Genomic DNA, 23,918 nt, shown 5'->3' on the forward strand with positions numbered 1-23,918 from the left:
CCCGCTACGCCGCCGCGCGGCACGAAACGCAATTTACTCCCGTGCGAAATCACGCTTCTATTCGCCCGGTTTGAGCGCATGTTTGACCACACGGGGAGTAGCACCATGAAATTGTGGAAAACCATCCTGGCCGCCGCCGTCCTGGCGCTGGCCGTCGGCACTCCCGCGCTGGCGGCGCGAACCGATCTGGTCATTGGCATCCCGCTCGAACCGCCACATCTCGATCCGACCGCCGGCGCGGCCGCGGCAATCGACGAGGTTCTCTACGCCAACGTGTTCGAAGGCTTGACCCGCATCGGGCCAAATGGCGAGGTCCTGCCGGATTTGGCTGAAAGCTGGACCATCTCCGACGACGGCAAGACCTACACCTTCAAGCTGCACACCGGCGTGAAATTCCACGATGGCGCCGGCTTCAGCGCCGACGACGTGAAATTCTCGCTCGACCGCGCCCGCGCCGACAATTCGGTCAATGCGCAAAAAGCCCTGTTCGCAGCCATCGATACGGTCGACGTGGTCGACCCGGCAACGGTCAAGGTGACGTTGAAGAACCCGCAGGGATCCTTCCTCTACAATATGGGCTGGGGCGATGCTGTCATCGTCTCGCCGAAATCCGCTGACGCCAACAAGGAAAAGCCGGTCGGGACCGGCCCGTTCAAATTCCAGAGCTGGGCCAAGGGATCCTCGATCAAACTGGTGAAATCCGACAGCTATTGGGGCACGCCGGCTTACCTCGACAAGGTCGAGTTCCGCATCGTGCCCGATGCCGCTGCTAGCGTACCGGCATTGCTTTCCGGCGATATCCAGGCGTTCCCATTCTTCGATCCCGACAGTCTCGCGCAGGTCAAGGACGATCCGCGTTTCAAGGTGGTGATCGGTTCGACCGAAGGCGAAACCATCCTGTCGATCAACAACAAGAAGCCGCCCTTCGACAAATTGCTGGTCAGGCAGGCGATCTCCTACGCGCTCGATCGCAAGGCGATCATCGACGGTGCCTCGGCCGGCCTCGGCCTGCCGATCGGCTCGCATATGTCGCCGGCCAACAAGGACTACGTCGACCTCACCGGCCGCTATCCGCACGATGTCGCCAAGGCCAAGGAACTCTTGAAGGAAGCAGGCCTGGAGAACGGTTTCAAGGCGACGCTGAAGCTTCCGCCGCCCACCTATGCCAGGCTCGGCGGCGAGATCATTGCCTCGCAGCTCCGTGACGTCGGCATCAACCTCGAGATCATTCCGGTCGAATGGGCGCAGTGGCTGGACCAGGTGTTCACCCAGAAGGACTACGACCTGACCATCGTCTCCCATACCGAGCCCAACGACATCGGTATCTATGCGCGTAAGGATTATTACTTCAACTACGACAATCCGGCCTTCGACAAGGTGATCGCCGATCTGGACGTCACCTCCGACGAAGCCAAGCGCAAGGAATTGCTGGGGCAGGCACAGAAGATCTTGGCCGACGACGCCGTGGTCGGCTTCCTCTACGAACTGCCCAAGGTCGGCGTCTGGGACGCCAAGCTGCAGGGCCTGTGGGAAAACGCGCCGATCCAGGCCAATGATCTCACCAAGGTGAAGTGGAACGAGTGAAGCCGTTGGCCAAGAGGCGACGCTTGCGCTCCGCACCCCCTCTGCCCTGCCAAGCTGCCTGACCCGAGCCGCAGGACGATCGCTTCAGGTTTGCGCCGCCCCTCATCGCCCTGCCGGGCCCTTCTCCCCGTATAGTGACGGGGAGAAGGGGGCTGGCCGCAACCTCGGCACCCTTTCTGCAACGCTGAAGATTGGCGAAATCCTTTGCGAAGGCGTCCTTCTCCCCGTCACTATACGGGGAGAAGGGCCCGGCAGGGCGATGAGGGGCGGCGCCGATTTCGACTGTTGGCCGATCAAGCGATGACCGCCTACCTCCTCAGGCGTCTCGCGATCGCCGCCGCCACGTTGGCGCTGGCCTCCATGGTCGTCTTCGCGGTGCTGGAGATCCTGCCCGGCGACCCGGCGCGGCTGATGCTGGGCATGAATGCCAGCGCCGACCAGGTCGAGCTGCTGCGCAACCAGATGGGCCTCGACGCGCCCTTGCCCTGGCGCTACCTGCACTGGGCCGGCGGCCTGCTCAGCCTGGATTTCGGCCGCTCCTACACCTATTCGGTGCCGGTCATCGATCTCGTGCGCGAGCGTCTCGTCGTCTCACTGCCGCTGGCGCTGATTGCGCTCGCCCTATCCACCCTCATCGCCATCCCGGTCGGCCTGTTTTCAGCGAACCATCGCGGGCGGATGGGTGACACAGCGGCGATGGGCGCCGCGCAGCTCGGCGTCGCCATTCCCAATTTCTGGTTCGCGCTGATGCTGATCTATCTCTTCGCCGTCTGGTTGCGGCTGGTTCCGGCCGGCGGCTTTCCTGGCTGGGGGGCTGGTGCCTGGCCGGCGCTGAAATCGCTGCTGCTGCCGGCTGTGGCGCTCGCGCTGCCGCAGGCCGCGATCCTGGCACGCGTTACCCGTTCGGCGCTGATCGAGGTGCTGAACGAGGACTATATCCGCACCGCCCGCGCCAAGGGCCTGCCTTACCGCGTGGTCTTGTGGCGGCACGCGCTGCGCAACGCCATGATCCCGGTGCTGACCATTCTTGGCCTGCAATTCGCCTTCCTGCTCGCCGGCACCATCATCATCGAGAACGTCTTCTACCTGCCCGGCCTCGGCCGGCTGGTGTTCCAGGCGATCACCCAGCGTGACCTGATCGTCGTGGAAAGCGTCGTCATGCTGCTGGTCGCCGCGGTCATCGCCGTCAACCTCGTCGTCGACCTCTCTTATGCCGTCGTCGATCCGCGGCTCAGAAGCCGGCAATGATGTTGCATCCCGACATCCCCGAAGAGACGCTGGGCGGCATCCTCGTCAAGGCGTTCGGTAACCGCTCGTTTCTTGCCGGCTTCGCCGTCACATTGTTCGTGGCGGCGGTGGCGATCCTCTCCTATGTCTGGACGCCCTACGACGTGACCCGGCTGGTCATATCCGACAAGACCCTGGCGCCGTCCTGGATGCACTGGTTCGGCACCGACCATTTCGGCCGTGACATCCTGTCGATGATCATGGTCGGCGCCCGCAATTCGATCGCCGTGGCGCTGGTCGCGGTGGGCATCGGCATGGGCGTCGGCGTGCCGCTCGGTGCTTTTGCGGCGGCGCGCGGCGGCCTCATCGACGAGGCGCTGATGCGCATTAACGATCTGGTCTTCGCCTTCCCTGCGCTTTTGTCGGCCATCATGATCACCGCCATCTTCGGCCCCGGCGCCGTTAATGCCATCATCGCCATCGGCATCTTCAACATCCCTGTCTTTGCTCGCGTCGCCCGCGCCGGCGCCTTGGCGATCTGGCCGCGCGAATTCATCCTCGCCGCCCGCGCCGCCGGCAAGGGCAAGGCGCTGATCACTATCGAACATGTGCTGCCCAACACCGCCACCTTGCTCCTGGTACAAGGCACCATCCAGTTCGCGCTCGGCATATTGGCCGAGGCCGGGCTTTCCTATCTGGGCCTTGGCGCCCAACCGCCAATGCCGAGCTGGGGCCGCATGCTGTTCGACGCCCAGACCCGCATGGTGGTGGCGCCCTGGATGGCGATCTTTCCCGGCATGGCGATCGTGATCACCGTGCTTGGGCTGAACCTTTTGGGCGACGGCATCGCCGACATCCTCGATCCGAAATCGCGGCGGCAACGATGAGCCTGCTGGAAATCGACAATCTGTCGCTGGCGATCGGCGACACGCCGATCCTCCGGAGCATCGAGTTCTCCATCGCGCCCGGCGAGGTAATGGGGCTGGTCGGCGAATCCGGCTCCGGCAAATCGATGACGGCTCTGAGCGTCATGCGGCTCTTGCCATATGCCGCGCGTGCCAGCGGGCGCATCACCTTCGACGGCATCGACATCCTCGCGGCAAGCGAGGATCAGATGTGCGCCCTGCGCGGCGACGATATCGGCATGGTGTTCCAGGAGCCGATGACCGCGCTGAACCCGCTCAAGACCATCGGCGAGCAGGTCGCCGAAGGTATACGCTGGCATGCCAAGGCGAGCCGCGCCGAGGCGGAAGAGCGGGCGCGAAAAATGCTCGACCGGGTTGGCTTGCCGTCGGCAAAATTCCCGCTGTCGCGCTATCCGCACGAACTGTCCGGCGGCCAGCGCCAGCGCGTCGTCATTGCCATGGCCTGCGCGCTGAAGCCGAAGCTGCTGATCGCCGACGAGCCGACCACGGCGCTCGATGTTGTGCTCCAAGCGCAAATCCTCACCCTCTTGCGCGACCTTGTCGCGGAGAGCGGCATGGGCCTGCTCCTGATCTCGCATGACCTCGCCGTGGTCACCGAGATGGCGGACCGCATTACCATCCTTCGTCGGGGCGAAGTCATGGAAGCCGGCGATACGGCCCGCACGCTCTCTGAACAGCTCCACCCCTATACCCGTCAGCTGGCGCTGGCCTCGATGCACGTGCCGGCTCGCGCCCGGCCGCATGGCCCCTCGGCAGCCCGGCCGTTGCTCGAGGTTGAGGGCGTGACGCGCGATTATCCCGGCCGGCGCACCTCGCTGTTCCGGCGCGCGCCTGACATCCGCGCCGTCAACGGCGTGTCGCTGTCCATGGCGCCGGGCCAGTCGGTGGCGCTGGTCGGCCGCTCCGGCTGCGGCAAGTCTACCTTGGCGCGCATGATCCTGGCGCTGGACCGGCCGAGTTCGGGAACCATCCGCTTTCGCGGCGAGCCCCTCACCGGCAAGAGCGAGGCGGACCTGAAGCCGGCGCGGCGCGACATGCAGGTGGTATTCCAGGACCCCTATGGCTCGTTCGATCCGCGCCAGACGGTCGAGAAACTGGTCGCCGAGCCGCTGCACGTGCTGGACAGGAAACCGGGGCGCGCCGAGCGCCGCGAGATGGTGGCGCAGGCGCTGCACGAGGTCGGCCTCGACCAGCACGACATGGAAAAGTATCCGCACGAATTTTCCGGCGGCCAGCGCCAGCGCCTGTCGATCGCCCGCGCCATCATCACCCGCCCAAAACTGGTCGTCGCCGACGAGCCGGTTTCGGCGCTCGATGTTTCGATCCGCGCTCAGATCCTCGACCTGTTCGCCGAGCTCAACCAGAAACTCGGCATCGCCTATCTCTTCATCACCCACGACCTCACCGTCGCCCGCGCCATAACGGACGAAGTGCTGGTCATGCATGACGGCCAGATCGTCGAGCGTGGCCGGACGAGCGAGGTGCTGGATCACCCGCAATCCGAGGCGGCCAAGACGCTTGTCGCCGCAGCGCCGGACCTGCACAGGGCAATTGCACGCCGTATGCAGGAGCAGGGGTGAGCGATCGGTTCGCGAAGCGAATCCGCCGTGTGAGTGAAAGGCCGCAAATGCCGGAGGCTGCCGTAGACAGCCGGCCCGGCTGGGATCCCATCAACCTACTGCTCAGATTTCACCACGTCGACCGGGCTGATGTCGAGCAGGTCGAGCGTGCGGCGCAGCAGGCGCACCTCGGTCTCGGCCAATTGCGCGTCCGCCTTGGCGATCTCGGCCATATGCTGCGCCAGTTGCTTGCGCCGCTCGACATCGAGGTCGCGGAACAGCGCGATGGCCTGTGAGCCATTGGTTTCGTAGCCGAATTCGTTGAGATATTCGATGACGGCGTCGATGCTGGTTTCCGGAATGCCGAAGGCATCCTTGCAGATGCGCCGGAAGGCAACCATCTCGCTCTCGCTGACCGTTCCGTCAGCCAGGATCATGCGGAACAGCATCAGAAGTTCCGCCGACAACACGGGGTCGTCCGCCACCTTGCGCACCCCGGGGTCGCCATCGAAGATCGAGCGTATCTGGTCGAGCAGTTCGAATGCCATCGGGAGCCCCTTTGCCGATTCCTCTAATCCATGTAGCCCAAAAAAGCGCAGCGGTTTTGGGATAATGACAGCACAACGCGAAATCCAGGCGCGACGCGCTTGGATAGAAGTAGCGTGAAATCGGTCTTGCGCAAACGGGGTGTTCGTGATCGAAGCCGGAGCATCTCTGGCTTGATTTCTCCCTGATGATCGACCTCACCTTAGAATCCGTCGCCATGCTCGCCTTCGCCGGTTTTGCCGCGGGCTTTGTCGACTCGATTGCCGGCGGCGGTGGGCTGATCACTATTCCCGCACTGCTGCTGGCCGGCTTCTCGCCGGTCGAGGCGCTGGGAACCAACAAGCTGCAGGGCATGTTCGGCTCGGGATCTGCGACCATCCACTATGCCGCGAAAGGCCATGTCGACCTTCGCCGGCAACTGCCTTCTGCGCTGCTGGCGCTTGCCGGCGGTGCCGTCGGCGCCTTGCTGGCAACGATCGTGCCCGGCGATCTGCTGCGGGCGCTTCTGCCGCTGGTGCTGATTGCCATCGCGCTCTATTTCGCCCTGAAGCCCAACATGACCGACGTTGATCGCGCCGAACGTATGACGCCCTTCCTGTTCGGGATAACGCTGGTGCCGGCCATCGGCTTTTACGACGGCCTGTTCGGGCCGGGTGCCGGCTCCTTCTACATGCTGGCCTTCGTCGCGCTGGCCGGCTACGGCGTACTCAAGGCGACGGCCCACACCAAGCTGCTCAACTTCGCCTCCAACATCGGCGGCTTCGTCGTCTTCGCCGCGGTCGGTGTCATCTCCTGGAAGATCGGCCTGATGATGGGCGTCGCCCAGTTCCTCGGCGCCCGCCTCGGCGCCAGCCTGGCCATGCGCATCGGCGCCAGGCTGATCAAGCCGCTGCTTGTCATCGTCTGCGTCGCTCTGGCGGCGAAGCTCCTGGCCGACCCGGCGAACCCCCTGCGCGTCCTGATTGGTGTGTGACCCGCGCGCCTGATGGAATGCCGCTGTTTGAATCATGTCGAGGAGAGGACCCGCACATGAAGCTCAGCGCACCTACCGAGATTGTTTTCATCATCTCCCTTGTCATCGCCCTCATCGGCATTCTCCCCGCCCTCGGCCTTCTTTCGTTCATCCCACTCGCATCGGTGTGGATCGTGCTCATTGCTTACCTCGTGCTTGCCGGCGGCTGCCTGATGCGCGGCGCCTGACATTCAAATCTCAGGCAATTCGGAGCGCCCGGCCCAGCCGGGCGCTTTTGATTCGGGTCCGGGCTCTGCTAGAGTCCTGTCGATGCCAATCGAGATGCCATGTCAGGAGGAACAGGACCGGTCAGTCCCCGGGCGGTTCGAGATGCGGCGGCGCCTTCCCAGCCCTGCCCTCGCGGGCATTGTGTCAGACATTTGCGGTTATCGCGAAACGGCGCCCGGCCATTACCGCAATGTCGAATATGCCTCCCTTACCGTGCCTCTGGTCATCAGCTTCGCCGAACCTTTCGCCATCGGCCTTGGCAAGCCGCCCGGCGACAATGATCGCTTCGCCAGTTTCGCCGCCGGCCTCTATGCCGGACCCGTGATGATCGAATCCTTCGGCGGCGCCTGCTGCGTCCAGGTCAATTTCACCCCGCTTGGCGCACGCCGATTCTTTGGCCGGCCGATGAGCGGGTTGACCGACCGCATGATCAGCCTGGACGATGTGCTCGGCATCGAAGGCGTCGCCTTGCGCGAGCGGCTTGGCAACGCGGCGGACTGGAGCAAACGTTTTGCCCTTGTCGAGATGTTCGTGGCCGCCCGGCTGGCCGATGCGCCGGAAACGCGGGCCGGGGTTGCCTGGGCCTATGACAGGATCCTCGCCTCCGGCGGCCGCGTGCGCGTCTCGTCACTGGCCGACAGGCTGGGCTGGAGCCGCAAGCATCTGGCGGGGAAATTCGCGGACGCGACCGGCATCGGCCCGAAAACGCTGTCGCGCATCGTCCGCTTCAACCGCGCGCTTGGCCTGTCGAGGCAGCAAGCTGGCGATTGGGCCGACATCGCGGCCGATTGCGGCTATGCCGACCAGGCGCATCTGGTGCGTGAGTTCCGCGTCCTTGCCGGCGAGACACCGACAGCGCTCTCGGTTCCGGCACAGGCCTAAAGCCTCGGGTAACATTTCTTCAAGACGCCGGAACGGCTGTCGCTCAGACTGGGTTCATCGACCAGCCTGAATGAAGGAGGTTACCATGCCCGCATCACCTGAAGCCCCCCGCCTCTACCCCGCCTTGCGTTACAGGAACGCCGCAAAAATGATTGACTGGCTGTGCGAAGCCTTCGGCTTCAGCATCCGTGCCCGCTACGGCGAAGGCGATGTCGTGCACCATGCCGAACTGGTCTTCGGCTCCTCGATGATCATGCTCGGCAGCGCGCGCGACGACGACTACGGCAAAATGGTTGGCGAACCCGGCACAGGCGGCGGCAAGTCAATCTACATCGCCGTCGACGACGCAGACGCCGCCTACGCCAAAGCGAAGAAGGCAGGCGCCACAATCCTCCAGGAATTGACTGACCGCGACTATGGCAGTCGCGAGTTCATCTGCCGCGACCCGGAGGGCAATGTCTGGTCCTTCGGCACCTATTGGCCGAAGGCAGGCGAAATGGCCAACTAGCTACCGCGCCAGCGAAAAGATCGCGTCGCAGTCGAGTTGGCTCTCCAACTGGGCCGCGACCTCGTCGAGAGCCCTCTCGACCTCGGCGCGATAGTCGATGCCGCCGCCCTTGACGCCGAGGCTTTCGAGGAACCTCCCTCGAAAGGCGTCGGCGCCAAACAGCCCGTGCATATAGGTTCCGACCACCTTGCCATCCGCCGAGACCGCACCGTCCTCGGCGCCATTGATGATTGCGGCCGGCCGCAGCATGTCCGGGCCGGTGGTGCGGCCGAGATGGATCTCGTAGCCTTCGAGCGGCAGGTCGAACGACACCGAGCGGGCGCTGACGTTGCGCACCGTCTTTTCCGGTTCCATCACCGTTTCGATGTCGAGCAGGCCAAGCCCTTCCGCTTCGGTGACGCTGCCCTCGATGCCGTCGGGATCGCGCACGATGCGACCAAGCATCTGGAAGCCGCCGCAAATGCCGACGACATGGCCGCCGCGCCTGCGATGGGCGAGAAGATCACGGTCCCAGCCATTTTCGCGAAATTTCAGCAGATCCCCGATCGTCGACTTCGAGCCGGGAATGACCACCAGTCCCGCATCCTGCGGCAACGGCTTTCCGGGCGGCACGAACACCACTTCCACCTGCGGCTCGGCCTTGAGCGGGTCGAGATCGTCGAAATTGGCGATGCGGCCAAGCATCGGCACCGCCACCTTCAGCGCGCGCGCCTCCCCGGAGGCAAGCCGTTCCAGCACCACCGAGATCCTCCGAGGGCAGCCGCGCTGCCGCCTTCAGCCACGGCACCACGCCGAAGCAGCGCCAGCCGGTGAACCCTTCGATCGCCTTGATGCCGTCGTCGAACAGCGAGACGTCGCCGCGGAACTTGTTGATGAGGTAGCCGACGATCATGCGCCGGTCTTCCTCCGGCAGGATCAGATGCGTGCCCGCGACCGAGGCGATGACGCCGCCGCGGTCGATGTCGCCGACCAGCACGACAGGCACATCGGCACGCGTCGCAAAGCCCATATTGGCGATGTCGCGGCTTCTGAGATTGATCTCGGCCGGTGAGCCCGCGCCCTCGACGATGACGAGATCGGCGCCCTCGCCGACCTTGCCCCAGGAGTCCAGCACCGCGTCCATCAGCCGGCCCTTCAGCGCCTGGTAGTCGCGCGCCCGCGCCTCGCCGAACACCTTGCCTTGCACGATGACCTGCGCACCGACATCGGTCTGCGGCTTGAGCAGCACGGGGTTCATGTGAACCGATGGCGGCACGCCGCAGGCGATCGCCTGCAGCCATTGCGCGCGGCCGATCTCGCCGCCGCCAGCCCTGTTGTCGCCGGGAATATCGGCGACAGCGGCATTGTTCGACATGTTCTGCGGCTTGAACGGACGCACCTTCAGCCCACGCTTTTTCGCGGCGCGGCACAGCCCGGCGACCAGCACGGTCTTGCCGACATCCGAACCCGTGCCTTGCAGCATAATGGCTTTAGCCATGGCTCAGCCCCTGCCCTGCGTCGCGGTCCCGGTGATCGTGGATTTCTGCGCCAGCGGCCCGCCGCGCCAGATATAGAGCGCCAGCAACGGCTCCTTGCCGGTGCGCATGGCGTGATTGACCTTAGAAGCGTGGTGGATGACCTCGCCGGCCTCTCGCTTGTGAAAGCTGTCCTCGCCCATGCGCCACTCGGTGCCGCCGGTCAGCGGGATATAGATCTCCTCGGCGACATGATGGTGGTCGGGATAGACGATATCAGGCCCAAGGATCAGCACGCCGGCGGCGACCTCGTCGTTGGCGAAGTGGCCGCGGGTGCCGAATACTTCGAGCCAGCCATAATTGTCGATGAACGCCTTGCCGAAATCCGACTCGCCGTAGGTCTGGCCCCAGCGCAATTCGCCGCGCTCCTGCGCCAGAAATTGCACCAGCTGCTTGGTCCGCGCCGGCGTCAATTCGGCGGCGCGATCGAGATGGCGCAGGCAGCCGAGTGGGTGCGGTTCAAGCTCGCGGGCGGGCATATCCCACCCTATGCGCGCCACCGCATCCTGCACCAGGAAGTCATCCACGGAAGCGAGATAGGCGTGGAACCGCTCTAGCAGCTCATCGAATTTTGTCGTCACATCTTGCTCCGGACATGCATTGACGCACAGCCGCTCCGCGGCGGCTCGGGTTGCGCGGCGGCATCATTGGTCTAGATTGGTGCGCGCGCAAAGCCAAAAACGACAGGCCAGCGAGCCAGCTGGCCAGCATATAGGGAGCACGCCATGGACGCCGCGGTCGATGCGAGCACCAGTCAGTTCGAACTCAACGAGGACCAGCGTGCCATCCAGGAGATGGCTCAGGCCTTCGCCGCCGATCGCGTCGCGCCGAACGCGCTAGACTGGGACCGCAACAAGCATTTCCCCGCCGACGTGATCCGCGAGACCGGCCCGCTGGGCCTCGGCGGCATCTATGTCAGGGACGATGTCGGCGGCTCCGCCCTTGGCCGGCTCGACGCCGTGCTGATCTTCGAAGCGCTGTCCCACGCCGACCCTGCCTTTTCCTCCTTCATCTCGATCCACAATATGGTGGCCTCGATGATCGACCGTTTCGGCGACGACCGCCAGCGCCAGCGCTTCCTGCCGAAGCTCACCTCCATGGAATGGCTGGCGAGCTATTGCCTGACCGAGCCGGGTTCCGGCTCGGACGCCGCTGCCCTGAAGACGCGGGCGGTGAAGAGCGGCGGCGACTACGTGCTGAACGGCGCCAAGCAGTTCATCTCCGGCGCCGGCGACAGCGATATCTATGCCGTCATGGTGCGCACCGGCGCCGAGGGACCGAAAGGCATTTCCACCATCGTCGTGCCGAAAGATGCGCCGGGACTCTCCTTCGGCGCCAATGAGCACAAGATGGGCTGGCATATGCAGTCGACCCGCCAGGTCATTTTCGAGGATTGCAAGGTGCCGGCCGAAAACCTTTTGTCAGGCGAAGGCGCCGGCTTCGGCATCGCCATGGCCGGGCTCGATGGCGGCCGGCTGAACATTGCCGCCTGTTCGGTTGGCGGGGCCCAGTCGGCGCTCGACAAGGCGCTGTCCTACACGGCCGAGCGCAAGGCATTCGGCTCCAGGATCAACCAGTTCCAGGCGCTGCAGTTCCGGCTGGCCGATATGGAAACCGAGTTGCAGGCGGCGCGCATCTTTCTTTATGCCGCCGCTTCCAAGCTCGACCGCAAGGCACCGGATGCCTCGAAATGGTCGGCAATGGCCAAGCGCTTCGTCACCGACACCGGTTTCAACGTCGCCAACGATGCGCTGCAGCTGCTCGGCGGCTACGGTTACCTGCACGATTACGGCATCGAGAAACTGGTGCGCGACCTGCGTGTGCATCAGATCCTCGAAGGCACCAACGAGATCATGCGCGTCATCATCGCCCGCGCGTTGATCGGTCGCTGAAGCCAGCAAACTCCGGGAGTGACACAATGACCACAATCGCCTTCATCGGCCTTGGGAATATGGGCAATCCAATGGCGGCGAACCTGGTCAAAGCGGGGTATGCCGTGCACGGCTACGACCTAATGTCCGAAAACCTCACCGTCGCCAAAGAACATGGCGTTACGATCATGGCCAATGCCTTGACCGCAGTGAAAGATGCGGATGTTGTCATTACCATGCTGCCCGCCGGCAAGCATGTCCTGTCGGTCTACGAAGAGATCGCGTCCAAGGCAAAGAAGGGCGCGCTTTTCATCGATTCCTCGACCATCGACGTCGAATCGGCGCGCAAGGCGCATGCCATCGCCGCAAAGCACGGCCTGCTGTCGGTTGATGCGCCGGTCTCGGGCGGCACCGGCGGTGCCGCCGCCGGCACGCTGACTTTCATGGCCGGCGGCTCGGACGACGCCTTCGCCGCCGCCGAGCCGATCCTGAAGCCCATGGCCGGGCGCATCGTCCATTGCGGCGGCGACGGCGCCGGCCAGGCGGCCAAGATCTGCAACAACATGATTCTCGGCATTTCGATGATCGGCGTCGCCGAGGCCTTCGTGCTGGCCGAAAAGCTCGGCCTGGCGCACCAGGCCCTGTTCGACGTTGCCTCAACCTCTTCAGGCCAGTGCTGGTCGCTGACCACCTATTGCCCGGTGCCCGGCCCGGTGCCGACCTCGCCCGCCAACCGCGACTACAAGCCCGGCTTCGCCGCCGCACTCATGCTGAAGGATTTGAAGCTGTCGCAGGAAGCCGCACAAGCCGCGGGCGCGGTGACACCGCTTGGCGCCGAAGCGACACAGCTCTACGGCCTGTTCAACGCGCAAGGGAACGCCGGCGCCGATTTTTCCGGGATCATAAATTTTCTGCGCGGCGTCAATCAATAAGCGATTGATAAAGCTCGTCTTTCTTTCGTACGCCCCGCCGGAGAACCGCAAAATTTAGGTTTGCTTAAGCTCTCGATAACTCCGCGGTAACGATGTCCCTATAGAACGGACTGCGAGGCGGATATCGCGTCCGCCCGGCGCTCCGGATCAGGTCTCGCGTACCGGAGCCCGTAAGTTTCGCCAAGTGTTTGCGTAGCGAAACGCCAAGCGTATCTGGCAAAGCCGCGTTCCCGGTGGGGCGCGGTTTTTGCGTTCCAGGATCCGACATCCCTCATATTCCGATTGCCGCGTTCGGGGATCGGCACGTGATCTTCATTGGTCAGCACGATCGGCGCATCGGCGCCCTCGACCCGGACCACGAGCAGGCGCGTGCTCCACGTGCCTGCATTGCGAACAAGATGCGAAAACACCGTGCCCTTTCCCTTGGCGCCGTGGATGGGAATGCTGAACTGCGCGTCACCGGTCCCATCTGCGTTGACGTTGAGATGGCCGCCGACCCAGAAATTGGCGGTCACGTCGTCGCCGATAGCGGCTTTCACCCGGGTATCGGCGCGAACGACCTCCATGGTCATGTGATAGGCGTCACTGCCTTTGATCATGAAAGGGATGCCGCCGACCATCGTCGCGCAGCCCCCGATACTAAGCACCCAGACGGCAAGACCGGCGATCGCCCAGTTGCGCTGCGTTCTGCGGAACTGCTCGGCATCGCGCCACACCCGGTTCCGCCATGCCCAGCGGCTGCCGCGCGCGCCGAGCACGAAGATCATGACGATGTTGACGATCGGGATCAGCGCCAGCAGGGCGATGAAGGTGGAGTTGCCGATGCCCCAGATCCAGTTGAGGAAGAAGGCGCCCCAATTCCAGCGATCGAGCTCAGCCGGGATTTCGGCGGGCTGGTTGAGCGGTTGTCCGGCCATCGCGTTCCCCGTCGGCAAAACTGCCTTGGCGGGTTGTAACCGATAGCGCCGGCGACCGGAACCCTCAGTCTGTCTGGGGCCAGCGGCCGGGCGTCTCGATCACGAACGCCCGGCCATTTCTTTTACCGTTTGCGCAGATCCGCTTGCGCCAGGTCGAGCGCCTTGCCGATACGCTCGCAGGCCATATCGATCGTGTCGCGGGTCCAGATCAGCGGCGGTGACAGGATCATTGTGTCGCCGGTGGCGCGCAGCATCATGCCGTTGGCGATCGCATGGTCGCGCACGGTCACCGCGGCACTTCCAGCCGGCAGGAACCGCTCCTTGGTCGCCTTGTCCTTGACGATCTCGATCGCACCCATCAGCCCGATCGAACGCACCTCGCCGACCAGCTCGTGCCCGGCGATGCGCTCTTGCAGCGCCTTGGCGAAATAGGGCCCGGTGTCGCTCCTGACGCGGTCGACCAGACCCTCCCGCTCCATGATCTCCAGGTTCTTCAGCGCCACGGCGCAAGCCACGGGGTGGCCGGAATAGGTATAACCGTGATTGAACTCGCCGCCCTTCTCGATCAGCGTCGAGGCAATGCGATCGCCGACCAGCAGCGCCGACAGCGGCTGGTAGCCCGACGTCAGCGCCTTGGCGGTGGTGATGGTGTCGGCCTCGATGCCAAGCGTCTGCGCGGCAAACCATTCGCCCGTGCGGCCATAGCCGGTGATGACCTCGTCCAGCATCAGCAGCACATCGTATTTGCGGCAGATGCGCTGTACCTCGGGCCAATAGCTTGCCGGCGGTATCTTCACGCCGCCAGCTCCCATCACCGGCTCGCCAATGAAGGCGGCGACCTTGTCGGCGCCGGCTTCGAGGATGGCGTCCTCGACCGCCTTTGCCGCGCGCAGGCCGAAATCATGATCGCTCTCGCCCGGCAGCGACAGCTCATAGGCGTACGGCGTCATCACATGGACGATGTTGGGCACCTCTCCGTTGAGCTGCTTGTGCATGGCGTCCATGCCGCCGAGCGACGTGCCGGCGATGGTCGAGCCGTGATAGGCCATCTTGCGCGAGATGACGCGGTTCTTCTGCGGCTTGCCTTCGAGCACCCAATAGTGGCGCACGAGCCTGAGCGCTGTGTCGTTGGCTTCCGAGCCGGACGAGCCATAGAACACCTGGTTGACATTCTTCGGCGCGATCTCCGCCAGCTTCTTCGACAGAAGCACAGGCGTCGGCGTCGAGCATTTGAAGAAGGAATTGTAGTAAGGCAGCTCCTTCATCTGCGCATAGGCTGCCTCGGCGAGCTCGTCGCGGCCATAGCCGATATTGACGCACCACAGCCCCGCCATGCCGTCGAGCAGTTCCGTCCCTTCGGAATCATAGATGAAGGGACCGTTGGCGTGGGTGATGATGCGCGATCCGGCCTCGCGCAATTCCCTATGGTCGGTGAACGGATGCAGATGATGCGCGGCGTCGATCTGCTGAAGCTGCTTCAGCGAATAATTCTGATAGGTCATGGATCTGATCTTCCTCTGGAACCAATCCGGCTGCGCCGGGGCGGATTCTTCAGAGGATAGCGGGTGGCGAATAGCCTATGCGGGCGCAAAGCCGCAAAAGCTCGGCGCGCAACGTGCGCAGCGACGGCGTCACCGCGCCCCCAAATGCCCGAACCCCGAAAAGGCCGGCCAATGTCACCACGGGAGCCATGAAGGCACCTTAGAGCAAAGAAGGTTCGAGGTGAACCACCCTTCGCTCCAGTCCGAAGGCTTTCGGTTCAGCCCTTCCCGCCCAGCGTCCTCTGCAGGAAAACGTACTTCATCGCGGCCTGTGCCGCCTGCGGCCGGCGGTCGCCGCGGCCGCCATGGCCGCCCTCGGTCTCTTCGAAGAAGAGCGTGCCGGCGTGGCCGGCCTCCTGCAGGCGGGCGGCCATCTTGCGCGCATGGCCGGGATGCACCCGGTCATCGGCGGTCGAGGTGGTGAGCAGCACCGGCGGATAGGCACCGGCCTCGACATGCTGGTAAGGCGAGTAGGCGGCCAGCCAGGTCGCATCTTCCGGCTTGGACGGATCGCCATATTCGGCCATCCACGACGCGCCGGGCGGCAATTCGGTGTAGCGCAGCATGTCGAGCAGCGGCACCTCGATGATGACGGCGCCGAACAGCTCAGGATGCTGCGTCAACGAGACGCCCGTCAGCAAGCCGCCATTCGAGCCGCCCTGGATGCCGAGCGAGGCGGCTGTCGCAATGCCGCGCCTGACGACGTCCTGCGCGACCGCGGCGAAATCGTCAAAGGCGTTCTGCCGGTTTCCCTTCAGCGCTGCCTGGTGCCAGGCCGGCCCGAACTCGCCGCCGCCGCGAATGCAGGCCTGCACATAGGCATTGCCCTTCTCCAGCCACAGCCTGCCGCGCACGCCGGCATAGCCGGGCAGCAAAGGCACTTCGAAGCCGCCATAGCCGTAGAGCAGCGTCGGCACCGGGCCCTTCTGGTCACGCCGCCTGACGATGAAATAGGGAATCATCGTGCCGTCCTTCGAGCGCGCCTCGAACTGTTCCGAGACGAGCTGCGAAGCATCGAACCGCGACGGCTGCGACTTCACGGTGGCGAGCGTCTCGCCATTGTCGTCGGACCAGATGATCGAACTCGGCGTCAGGAAATCGGTGAAAGAGAAGGAGACGCTGGCGCCGAAATGTTCGGCATGGCTGATGCCTACCGTGCCGTTTTCCGGCAACGCGACCGGTTTCAGCGACAAGGCGCCGTCCCTGCGTTCGCAGGCCACAACCTTGCCGCGCACATTGTCCATCAGGCTGATGAACAGGCGGTCCTGCGTCCTGGCAAGAGTGGCGATGGACACGCGATGCGCCGGCGCGAGCAAGGTCTCGATGACGCCGAAACTGCCGGTCTCGATCCAATGCGCGAAATCGAACGAATAGAGCCCGTCCGGCCGGCAGGACGTGCCATCCGGCGCCGTCCAAGGCGTACGCACGCCAAACACCATCTGGTCCTTGAAAAGCGCCGTGTCGGTAACGTCGTCGGGCAACGGAATGCGTCTGTTTTCACCTGACGGGAGACGCAGGAAACTGTGCGATGCAAAGAAGTTGAGCGTCCGCGTTAGAAACAAATGCCGCTTCTCGCCATCGAACTCCAGGCCGGCGCCGACGGCGAGGTCTTCCTTCTGCGCTTCGAAGATCGGCGTCGCGTCTTCAAGGTCCGTGCCGCGCGTCCACAATTTGACGACGCGCGGGTAGCCGGATTCGGTCTTGTCGGCCTCTTCGAAGGCTGCCGAGACGATCACCGTATCCTTGTCGAGCCAGCCGAAGCCGGACTTGGAAGCGGGCGCGCGAAAACCGTCCTCGACGAACGATTTGGCGGCGATGTCGAATTCGCGCATCTCGCTGGCGTCACCGCCATCAGGCGACATCGAAACCAGGCAGCGGTTGAAATCGGGGTAGAGCCGGCTGGCGCCGCCGAACACCCACTTCACTCCCTCCTTCGCCGCGAGCTGGTCGAAGTCGATGATGGTTTCCCAGTCCGGTCTGTCGGTCTTGTAGGAAGCCACCGTCGTGCGGCGCCACAGGCCCAACACATTGGTCTTGTCCTGCCAGAAATTATAGACGTAGCCGTTGAGCGCGGAGCCGACGGCTATGTTGTCCTCGGCGGTCATCAGATCGAGCGCGGTTTCGAACGACGCCTGGTAGGACGGATCGCCCTGCAATTGCGCCACCGTGACTTCGTTCTGGCGATGTACCCAGTCGAGCGCCTCCTTGCTCGTCCTTTCCTCCAGCCAAAGAAAGGGATCATCGGTCGCCAAGCCAGGCTTTGTCGTCGAAATGGTCATGCGGGTCTCCGGGAAGTCGGGGGGCGGCCCTGCCTACATCGCGTCAAAGGGCGCCGGATTCAAGGTGTTGAAGCCGCGTCATCGCGGCAGATCGCTTCAGGCCGTCACACGATCCGCCGCCGGATGACGGTCGCAGCCGCCAGCGCCAGGCAGATCGCGCCGAGCGTCACCGGCAGGCCGCTCGCGCCGATCCCGTTCATCACGCCGCCCGCAAGCGGCGGAACGAGGACGCCGCCGACGCCCCACATCAGGGAGAAAGCGGCATTGCCGGCAATTAGCGCCGAGCCGCTGAAACGCTCGCCGAGTTCGATGATCGCCATCGTATAAATGCCGTAGGACACCGCGCCCCAGACGAAGATCATCGGCCAGACCAGCGGCGTTTCGATCAATAGCGGCAGCAGCAGACAGCCGAGCAGCGTCAGCACCAGGCAGATGAACCGCACCAGGCGCGCCGTCAGCCGCTCGGCCAGCAGGCCGAGCGGCACCTGCATGGCGATGTTGCCGGCGATCATCGTCGACAACAGCGCCGACATGCGGTTCTCGGCGATGCCATAATGCGTGCCGTAGACGGGCAGCAGCGCCAGCACCGCCTGCTCGAAGCCGGCAGCCACGATTACTGCCGACAAAAGCAGCCAGGCGAGCGGCATGAAGCCCATCACCGAAAGCCGATGCCCGGCTTCGTCGACCTTAGGCAGGCGCCCGACCACCAGGGCCAGGCAGCCGCCGCAGAAGATGAAAGCGGAAATGCCGACCAGGAATGGCGGCCAGCCCTCCGTACCGACGGCCAGCAGGCAAAGCGGCCCGGCGGCGAAGCCGGCCGAGATGATCGTGGAATAGACGCCCATGATGCGGCCGCGCCGGGCCGGCGGCGCCAGCGCGATCACCCAGATTTCGCTTAAGACATAGAGCGGATTGGTCACCGCGCCGATCAGGAACCGCAGCGGAAACCAGAGATAGACGTTCTGTGTCCAGCCGATCAGCGCCAGCACGACCGCCGAAAGCGCCGCGCAGGTCAGCGCCGTGCGCCCTGCCCCGAACCGCCGCGCCAGTGACGGGATGAGCGGCGACGAGACGATGAAGCCAATCGGCGTCATCGCCGCCGACAGGCCGATCATGACAGGCGAAACGCCCTGCCGCTGCAGGATGAAGCTCAAGAGCGGATAGGACAGTCCCTGCGCGATGGCGAACACCGACACGGTCGCGATCACACCGGTGATCGCTGCCCACTGCATCGTATCGTCGCGCTTCGGTTCCACCCGGTCCATGATCCACATCGCCTCTCGGCTGCAGGCTTAGCGTTTCGACCCGACAGCCGTAAGCCCCAAAGCCCGAACCCACGCTTGTTCCGGCCAAACCCTGTCAGGAGCCTCTGCGGCTGGCCGATCTGTAGAGCACGAAGGCGACCAGCAGCGCGTCCAGGCCGACGATCACCGCCGGCAATCCCAAAGGCCCGATCGCCTGCATCAGCAGACCGGCGCTGGGCGGACCGACAATGCCGCCAACGCCCCACAACAAGGCGAAAGCGGCGTTGCCGGTGACCAGCAGCGAGCCCTTGAAGCGGCTGCCGAGTTCCACCAACGCCATCGTGTAGACGCCATAGCCGACCGCTCCCATCACCAGCAGCACCGCCCAGATCAGCGGCGTCGTGATCAGCAGCGGCAGCAGAAGCGCGCAAACGGTGGTCGCCACCGCACAGGCCAGGATCATGGGGCGGCCGCCGAAGCGTTCGGCGAGCAGGCCGAGCGGGATCTGCAGCAGGATATTGCCCAGGGATAACGCCATCACCAGAGCGGCGAGCACGGCTTCCGGCAAGCCATAGCCGGCGCCGAAGACCGGAACCAGCGCATAGGTGCTTTGCTGGACCGCTGCCGAGACCAGCACCGCCAGCAGCAGCGCCGGCGCCAGCCGGGCAAAACCGATAAAGCTGCCGGCTGGCTGGCCGTCATCCTCGAAACCGGTGAGCTTTGAGGAGACAAGGCGCAGAATGACGGCGCAGAGCACGAACCCGCCAATGCCGACGCTGAAGGGAGCCCAGCCCGACGTGCCGAGCAGGGTCAGTGTGAAAGGCCCGGCCGCGTAGCCGGCCCCCATCAGCGTGTTGAACACGCCCATCACCCGGCCGCGTCGCGCCGGCGGCGCCAGCGACAGCGCCCACACCTCCCCGAGGATATAGAGCGGGTTGATGACCACGCCGATGATGAAACGGAGGACGAACCACGCCACCCAATCCTGCAGATAGCCGATGCCCAGGAAGCACAGCGCACCGATCAGCGAGCAGCCGACGGCGAGCGTGCGGGCGCCGACCAGCCGCACGGCGGCGGGCACGAACGAGGCAGACAGGATCAAGCCAACCGGCATCATCGCCGCCGACAGGCCGATCAGGCCCGGCGACATGCCTTGCTTCTGCATCAGCAGCGTGAACAGCGGCGAGCTCAGCCCTTGCGCGGCGCCGAACATCGCCAGCGCTGCGGTGACGCCGGCGAGCGCTGCCCACTGCGTTGCCGCTTCGCATTGGCTCGAGCCGGTCGCGACCATGCTGCCGTTCCATGAGTGAATCGCCGACCTGCGGATCGGCAAGCCATCAGCTACCGGTTCGATCACGGGAAAGGAAGGGCCGGACAGCGAAATCCGCTTGCGCCAACGGCCGGCGCTGTGCACCGGAAGGCTTGCGCCAAAAGCCGTCAGCACCTGCCGGCAGCACTATGGAAAATACCGTGCGATCGCGCCTTTCCTGCCTTGCGCGTAAGGCTTCAGCCACTTGTCGTCGATGGAGAGCCCATCGTCATCCGAAGGGCCTTTGCCGATGGTCCTGCGCCAGGCGCGGAACTTGTAGTGGTCGAACACGTCGAGCATATGCACGGCATAGGCCGCGGCGAAGGTCTTGTCGCCTTCGACGATCACCATGTTCTCGTCATTCTCGTAGGAAGCCTTGTAGCCGAGGTTGTGGCTGCCGGTGACGACCGTCGCGTTGTCCTCCATCGGATCGATGATGACGATCTTGTCGTGCACGATGGCATGGCCGACGGTCAGCACCTCCGCCTGGAAATCGCGGGCGATCGTGGCGCCGGTCAGGTTCGCCGCCCGCACGATGGAAACGTTCGGCGCCTCCCAGACCTTCTCCGGATAGACGAAGGGCGACTTGCCGTCCCTGTTTGATTTATGGGTGACCGGATCCTTGGTCGGCGCGACATAGTTGGGCATGGCGGTCTCATCGCTGATTGCCCCTTGCACGATCAGCTTCGGATCGGCCCTTGCCGCCGCCACCGCCTGGTCGACGATCGAATTGTCGCCGAGCCGCGAAGGATTGAACACCAGGAACAGCACGGCGCGCTTGGCTGCCTTGATGCGGGCGAAGAGGTCCTCGAGATCGACCGGCCGCACCGAGATGTCCTTCTTGTTGCGCTCGGGATCATTGGGCGAGAACCACACCGTCATGCCGTCCAGCGCCGCCGTGGCGCCGTTGAGCGGGTTTGGCCTGTGGTTTTCCCTGCGAAACGGCACGCCTTGCGTCTGCGCGACATGGCCGGCGGCGCTTTCCGTGGCCGGCGGCGGGAACAGGTCGGCCTTCATGCGCTGCCAGTAGGCGTCGAATATCTCGGCCATCGCCGGCTCGTCGCGGATGAAGGCGTTGTTGGATTGCCCGCAAATGCCCGTCGAGGTCCAGTTGGTGCTGCCCGTCATCACCGATTGCGGCTTGCCCTGGGCATCGCGATAGACGGCGAACTTGTTGTGGCCGATATGGTTGTTGTTGAACAGGCGATCCGTCACCGCGACGCCCGCGTCGTGCAGCCGCTTCCTGTAAGGCGCGTTGCCAGCGTCCCAGGCCTTCGTCTGGTCATCCCTGCCCGAGTTGGAAAGAATGACCTCCACGACATCCTTGGCGGCAATGATTGCGTCGCACAGTTCGTCGTCGCCAAGCTCGTAGAGCGCAAGCCTGACCGTGCCGCCTTCGGCCTTGGCCCGCTTCAGCAGGCTGATCAGCACATCAGGCACGTCGCCATGCAGGTAGGCGCGTATCTTGCTGGTCGGATCCTGCAGCACAGCCCTGATCTTGTCGCGCTGCCCGACCTTGATGCCGGCCTCGGCCAGCGCGCGCGACATCCATTGCGTCGACAATACGCCATTGGTGAAGGCGACGCGCGCCTTGCCGAACATCTGGCCGAGGAAGATCGGCGGGCTGACCGCGCCCCGGCCGAGATAGCCCAGCGGCCGCGCTGGGCCGGTATAGGTCTTTTCCGGGCGCACCGGCACGGGATCGAGCCCCGCCTTCATATCGCCGACCGGACGCACCCGGTACGCGATCATTTCGCCGTCTGGCCTGACATCGAGGCTGTCGCGGCGCCGCCGGACAGTGAGATCGCGCCAGAATGTCTTCTGCACCGGCCAGACGCCGGTATCCTGGGGGATCCAATCCTTGTTTCGCTGTCCCTTGAAGGGCACCCAGGAAGCCAGGCAACGCTCCTCGCCGGTGTCGGCATAGAGGCGGACGATCTCGAAGCCCAGGCAGCCCGGGATCATCGCGTCGAGGTCCCAGGAGAGGAACGCGACTTCGTTGTTGGTGGCGGCACGCACTTTGACGACGTCAGGCATGGCTCTCCCTCCGGAGATATTCGACGCACAAGTTTACCAGAAGCAAAAGACGATACTGCAACGAATGGCGCCCCCACATCCGCCGGCCTGCCTCGGGACCACGCAGCTGCCGTTCCGGCATGTCGCTTCCCTCGCTCTAGTGGTCGCCGCCTCCGCAATGGCCGGACAGCCGCCGGTCCATTATGCCGCCCACTTTCGCATCGTACGAGGCCCCTCATGACCGCCGCCCTTCAACCCGCCGAACCGGCATTGGCAACCGATCGTGCCCGCCGCGGCGGCCGCGCCGGAAAACGCGCAGGCGGCTCGGCCGCGTTCGAGCAGCCGCCGTTCCGCCAGCTGAAAATCCCGCTCCAGCCGACCAAGCTGGTTTCCGACGACGAGCTGGAATCGATCCACCTGGCCTCGCTGCGGGTGCTGAAGGAGATCGGTGTCGACGTCCTGCATGACGAAGCCCGCCGCATTATGAAGGAACATGGCGCCGACGTGCGCGAAGGCAGCGAGCGCGTGCGCTTCGACAGCGACATGATCCTCGATCTGGTGTCGCACTGCCCACCTGAATTCACTATCTATGCCCGCAACCCCGCGCACAATGTGCGCTTCGGCAGCGACAACCTGATCATCTCGATGATGGCCTCGGCGCCCAATTGCTCGGACATCGATCGTGGCCGCCGGCCCGGCAACCAGCAGGACTATCGCAATTTCCTGCGCCTGGCGCAGATGCACAACATACTGAACTGCACGGGCGGCTATCCGGTCGAGCCGATCGATATCCATCCTTCCGTCCGCCACCTCGAATGCATCCGCGATCTCGCCACGCTGACCGACAAGGTGTTCCACATCTATTCGCTCGGCAAGGAACGAAATGTCGACGGCATCGAGATCACCCGTATCGCGCGCGGCATCAGCCACGAGCAGTTGCTCGAAGAACCGTCCGTTTTCACCATCATCAACACCAATTCGCCGCTGAAACTCGACGTGCCGATGATGGAAGGCATCATCCAGATGTCGAGCAAGGGCCAGGTCGTCATCGTCACGCCGTTCACCCTGTCGGGCGCCATGGCGCCGGTGACCATTGCCGGCGCGCTGGTGCAGCAGAACGCCGAGGCGTTGTCCGGCATCGCGTTTGCCCAGATGGTCAGGAAAGGCGCGCCGGTCGGTTATGGCGGCTTCACCTCCAATGTCGACATGAAGTCGGGTGCGCCCGCCTTCGGCACGCCCGAATACATGAAGGCGCAGCTCGTCGGCGGCCAGCTCGCCCGCCGCTACAACATCCCCTACCGCACCTCCAACACCTGCGCCGCCAACACGGTCGACGCACAGGCCGCCTATGAAAGCGTGTTCTCGCTGTGGGGCGCCATCCAGGGCGGCGGCAATTTGATGATGCACGCCGCCGGCTGGCTCGAAGGCGGCCTGCGCTGCTCCTACGAGAAGACCATCCTCGACATCGACCTGTTGCAGATGGTGGCGGAATTCTTGACCCCGCTCGACCTGTCCGAACAGGCGCTTGGCTTCGACGCCATCCAGTCGGTCGGCCCCGGTGGCCACTTCTTCGGCACACAGCACACGCAGGATCGCTACAAGACCGCCTTCTACTCGCCGATCCTGTCCGACTGGCGCAATTTCGAGACCTGGGCCGAAGCCGGCTCGCCGACGGCGCTCGAAAAGGCCAACAAGGTGTGGAAGGAGCGGCTGGCCTCCTATGAGGAGCCTTACATGGACCCGGCGATCCGCGAAGAGCTCAACGCCTTCGTCCAGAAGCGCCGCGCCGAAGGCGGCGCGCCGACCGATTTTTGATCGTCTGC

The 23,918-nt window shown here is 64.4% G+C and carries 20 protein-coding genes and 1 pseudogene; 11 read left to right on the top strand and 10 right to left on the bottom strand.

Annotation, left to right across the window (positions count from 1 at the left end; translation table 11 throughout):
• Window positions 1-105 precede the first annotated feature (105 nt).
• The 4 genes from ACIU1A_RS13300 (at window position 106) to ACIU1A_RS13315 (ending at window position 5,317) form a co-directional block, all read left to right on the top strand.
• A complete protein-coding gene (locus ACIU1A_RS13300) occupies window positions 106-1,584 on the top strand; it encodes an ABC transporter substrate-binding protein (RefSeq protein WP_404927478.1) in 1,479 nt (492 codons plus the stop codon).
• Between the two features lie 300 nt (window positions 1,585-1,884).
• Window positions 1,885-2,832: an ABC transporter permease gene (locus ACIU1A_RS13305; protein ID WP_140762737.1), complete on the top strand. Its 948-nt coding sequence runs from the start codon at window positions 1,885-1,887 to the stop codon at window positions 2,830-2,832.
• Window positions 2,829-3,698 carry an ABC transporter permease gene (locus tag ACIU1A_RS13310; protein ID WP_404927479.1) on the top strand — a complete coding sequence of 290 codons (870 nt, stop codon included), beginning with the start codon at window positions 2,829-2,831 and terminating at the stop codon, window positions 3,696-3,698. The genes ACIU1A_RS13305 and ACIU1A_RS13310 overlap by 4 nt, the downstream gene beginning before the upstream one ends.
• Window positions 3,695-5,317, top strand: coding sequence for an ABC transporter ATP-binding protein (locus tag ACIU1A_RS13315; RefSeq protein WP_140495688.1), 1,623 nt, complete (start codon window positions 3,695-3,697; stop codon window positions 5,315-5,317). Before ACIU1A_RS13310 ends, ACIU1A_RS13315 begins: the two co-directional genes overlap by 4 nt.
• Window positions 5,318-5,412: 95 nt before the next feature.
• On the opposite strand, the gene ACIU1A_RS13320 is transcribed toward ACIU1A_RS13315, so the two are convergent.
• Window positions 5,413-5,844 (bottom strand): TerB family tellurite resistance protein, encoded by a 432-nt coding sequence (locus ACIU1A_RS13320; protein ID WP_140495687.1) that lies wholly within the window; start codon window positions 5,842-5,844, stop codon window positions 5,413-5,415.
• A 185-nt stretch (window positions 5,845-6,029) separates the two neighbouring features.
• On the opposite strand from ACIU1A_RS13320, the gene ACIU1A_RS13325 reads away from it, so the two are divergent.
• The 4 genes from ACIU1A_RS13325 to ACIU1A_RS13340 all read left to right on the top strand — a co-directional run bounded on the left by ACIU1A_RS13325 (window position 6,030) and on the right by ACIU1A_RS13340 (window position 8,472).
• A complete protein-coding gene (locus tag ACIU1A_RS13325) occupies window positions 6,030-6,815 on the top strand; it encodes a TSUP family transporter (protein WP_140555067.1) in 786 nt (261 codons plus the stop codon).
• Window positions 6,816-6,871: 56 nt separating this feature from the next.
• Complete coding sequence (locus ACIU1A_RS13330; protein ID WP_404927480.1) at window positions 6,872-7,042, top strand: hypothetical protein; 171 nt, start codon at window positions 6,872-6,874, stop codon at window positions 7,040-7,042.
• Between the two features lie 82 nt (window positions 7,043-7,124).
• Entirely contained in the window at window positions 7,125-7,964 is an 840-nt protein-coding gene (locus tag ACIU1A_RS13335) for a helix-turn-helix domain-containing protein (RefSeq protein WP_404927481.1), read from the top strand.
• A gap of 85 nt (window positions 7,965-8,049) precedes the next feature.
• Window positions 8,050-8,472 (top strand): VOC family protein, encoded by a 423-nt coding sequence (locus tag ACIU1A_RS13340; protein ID WP_404927482.1) that lies wholly within the window; start codon window positions 8,050-8,052, stop codon window positions 8,470-8,472.
• Here ACIU1A_RS13340 and ACIU1A_RS13345 read toward each other — a convergent pair.
• Together ACIU1A_RS13345 and ACIU1A_RS13350 are read right to left on the bottom strand one after the other, a co-directional pair.
• Window positions 8,473-9,949 (bottom strand): annotated as a pseudogene (locus tag ACIU1A_RS13345) (cobyric acid synthase).
• Between the two features lie 3 nt (window positions 9,950-9,952).
• Window positions 9,953-10,567, bottom strand: a complete 615-nt coding sequence (locus tag ACIU1A_RS13350; RefSeq protein WP_140517255.1) for a dimethylsulfonioproprionate lyase family protein — start codon at window positions 10,565-10,567, stop codon at window positions 9,953-9,955.
• 144 nt (window positions 10,568-10,711) lie between these two features.
• On the opposite strand from ACIU1A_RS13350, the gene ACIU1A_RS13355 reads away from it, so the two are divergent.
• On the top strand, window positions 10,712-11,878 hold the full coding sequence (locus ACIU1A_RS13355; protein WP_404927483.1) for an isobutyryl-CoA dehydrogenase: 1,167 nt from the start codon (window positions 10,712-10,714) through the stop codon (window positions 11,876-11,878).
• Between the two features lie 26 nt (window positions 11,879-11,904).
• A complete protein-coding gene (gene mmsB, locus ACIU1A_RS13360) occupies window positions 11,905-12,789 on the top strand; it encodes a 3-hydroxyisobutyrate dehydrogenase (RefSeq protein WP_140564136.1) in 885 nt (294 codons plus the stop codon).
• 98 nt (window positions 12,790-12,887) lie between these two features.
• Here the strand turns inward: mmsB and ACIU1A_RS13365 are convergent, their stop codons facing one another.
• From ACIU1A_RS13365 to ACIU1A_RS13395, 7 genes are all read right to left on the bottom strand, one after another.
• Window positions 12,888-13,706 (bottom strand): cytochrome c oxidase assembly factor Coa1 family protein, encoded by an 819-nt coding sequence (locus ACIU1A_RS13365; RefSeq protein WP_404927484.1) that lies wholly within the window; start codon window positions 13,704-13,706, stop codon window positions 12,888-12,890.
• 122 nt (window positions 13,707-13,828) lie between these two features.
• Window positions 13,829-15,208, bottom strand: a complete 1,380-nt coding sequence (locus ACIU1A_RS13370; RefSeq protein ID WP_140555060.1) for an aspartate aminotransferase family protein — start codon at window positions 15,206-15,208, stop codon at window positions 13,829-13,831.
• 49 nt (window positions 15,209-15,257) lie between these two features.
• A complete protein-coding gene (locus ACIU1A_RS13375) occupies window positions 15,258-15,398 on the bottom strand; it encodes a capsid protein (RefSeq protein WP_140495676.1) in 141 nt (46 codons plus the stop codon).
• A 67-nt stretch (window positions 15,399-15,465) separates the two neighbouring features.
• Window positions 15,466-17,526: a prolyl oligopeptidase family protein gene (locus ACIU1A_RS13380; RefSeq protein ID WP_404927485.1), complete on the bottom strand. Its 2,061-nt coding sequence runs from the start codon at window positions 17,524-17,526 to the stop codon at window positions 15,466-15,468.
• 104 nt (window positions 17,527-17,630) lie between these two features.
• Window positions 17,631-18,791: an MFS transporter gene (locus ACIU1A_RS13385; RefSeq protein ID WP_404927486.1), complete on the bottom strand. Its 1,161-nt coding sequence runs from the start codon at window positions 18,789-18,791 to the stop codon at window positions 17,631-17,633.
• 94 nt (window positions 18,792-18,885) lie between these two features.
• The gene (locus tag ACIU1A_RS13390) at window positions 18,886-20,061 is read right to left on the bottom strand and encodes an MFS transporter (protein WP_140495673.1); all 1,176 of its coding nucleotides are present in this window, start codon (window positions 20,059-20,061) and stop codon (window positions 18,886-18,888) included.
• Between the two features lie 165 nt (window positions 20,062-20,226).
• Window positions 20,227-22,116 carry a phospholipase D-like domain-containing protein gene (locus tag ACIU1A_RS13395; RefSeq protein WP_404927487.1) on the bottom strand — a complete coding sequence of 630 codons (1,890 nt, stop codon included), beginning with the start codon at window positions 22,114-22,116 and terminating at the stop codon, window positions 20,227-20,229.
• Window positions 22,117-22,332: 216 nt separating this feature from the next.
• Here ACIU1A_RS13395 and ACIU1A_RS13400 point away from each other — a divergent pair, with 216 nt between their 5' ends.
• Entirely contained in the window at window positions 22,333-23,910 is a 1,578-nt protein-coding gene (locus ACIU1A_RS13400) for a trimethylamine methyltransferase family protein (RefSeq protein ID WP_404927488.1), read from the top strand.
• Window positions 23,911-23,918 lie beyond the last annotated feature (8 nt).

The sequence above is a fragment of the Mesorhizobium maamorense genome (assembly GCF_044998965.1).
In the GTDB taxonomy this organism is placed as follows: Bacteria; Pseudomonadota; Alphaproteobacteria; order Rhizobiales; family Rhizobiaceae; genus Mesorhizobium.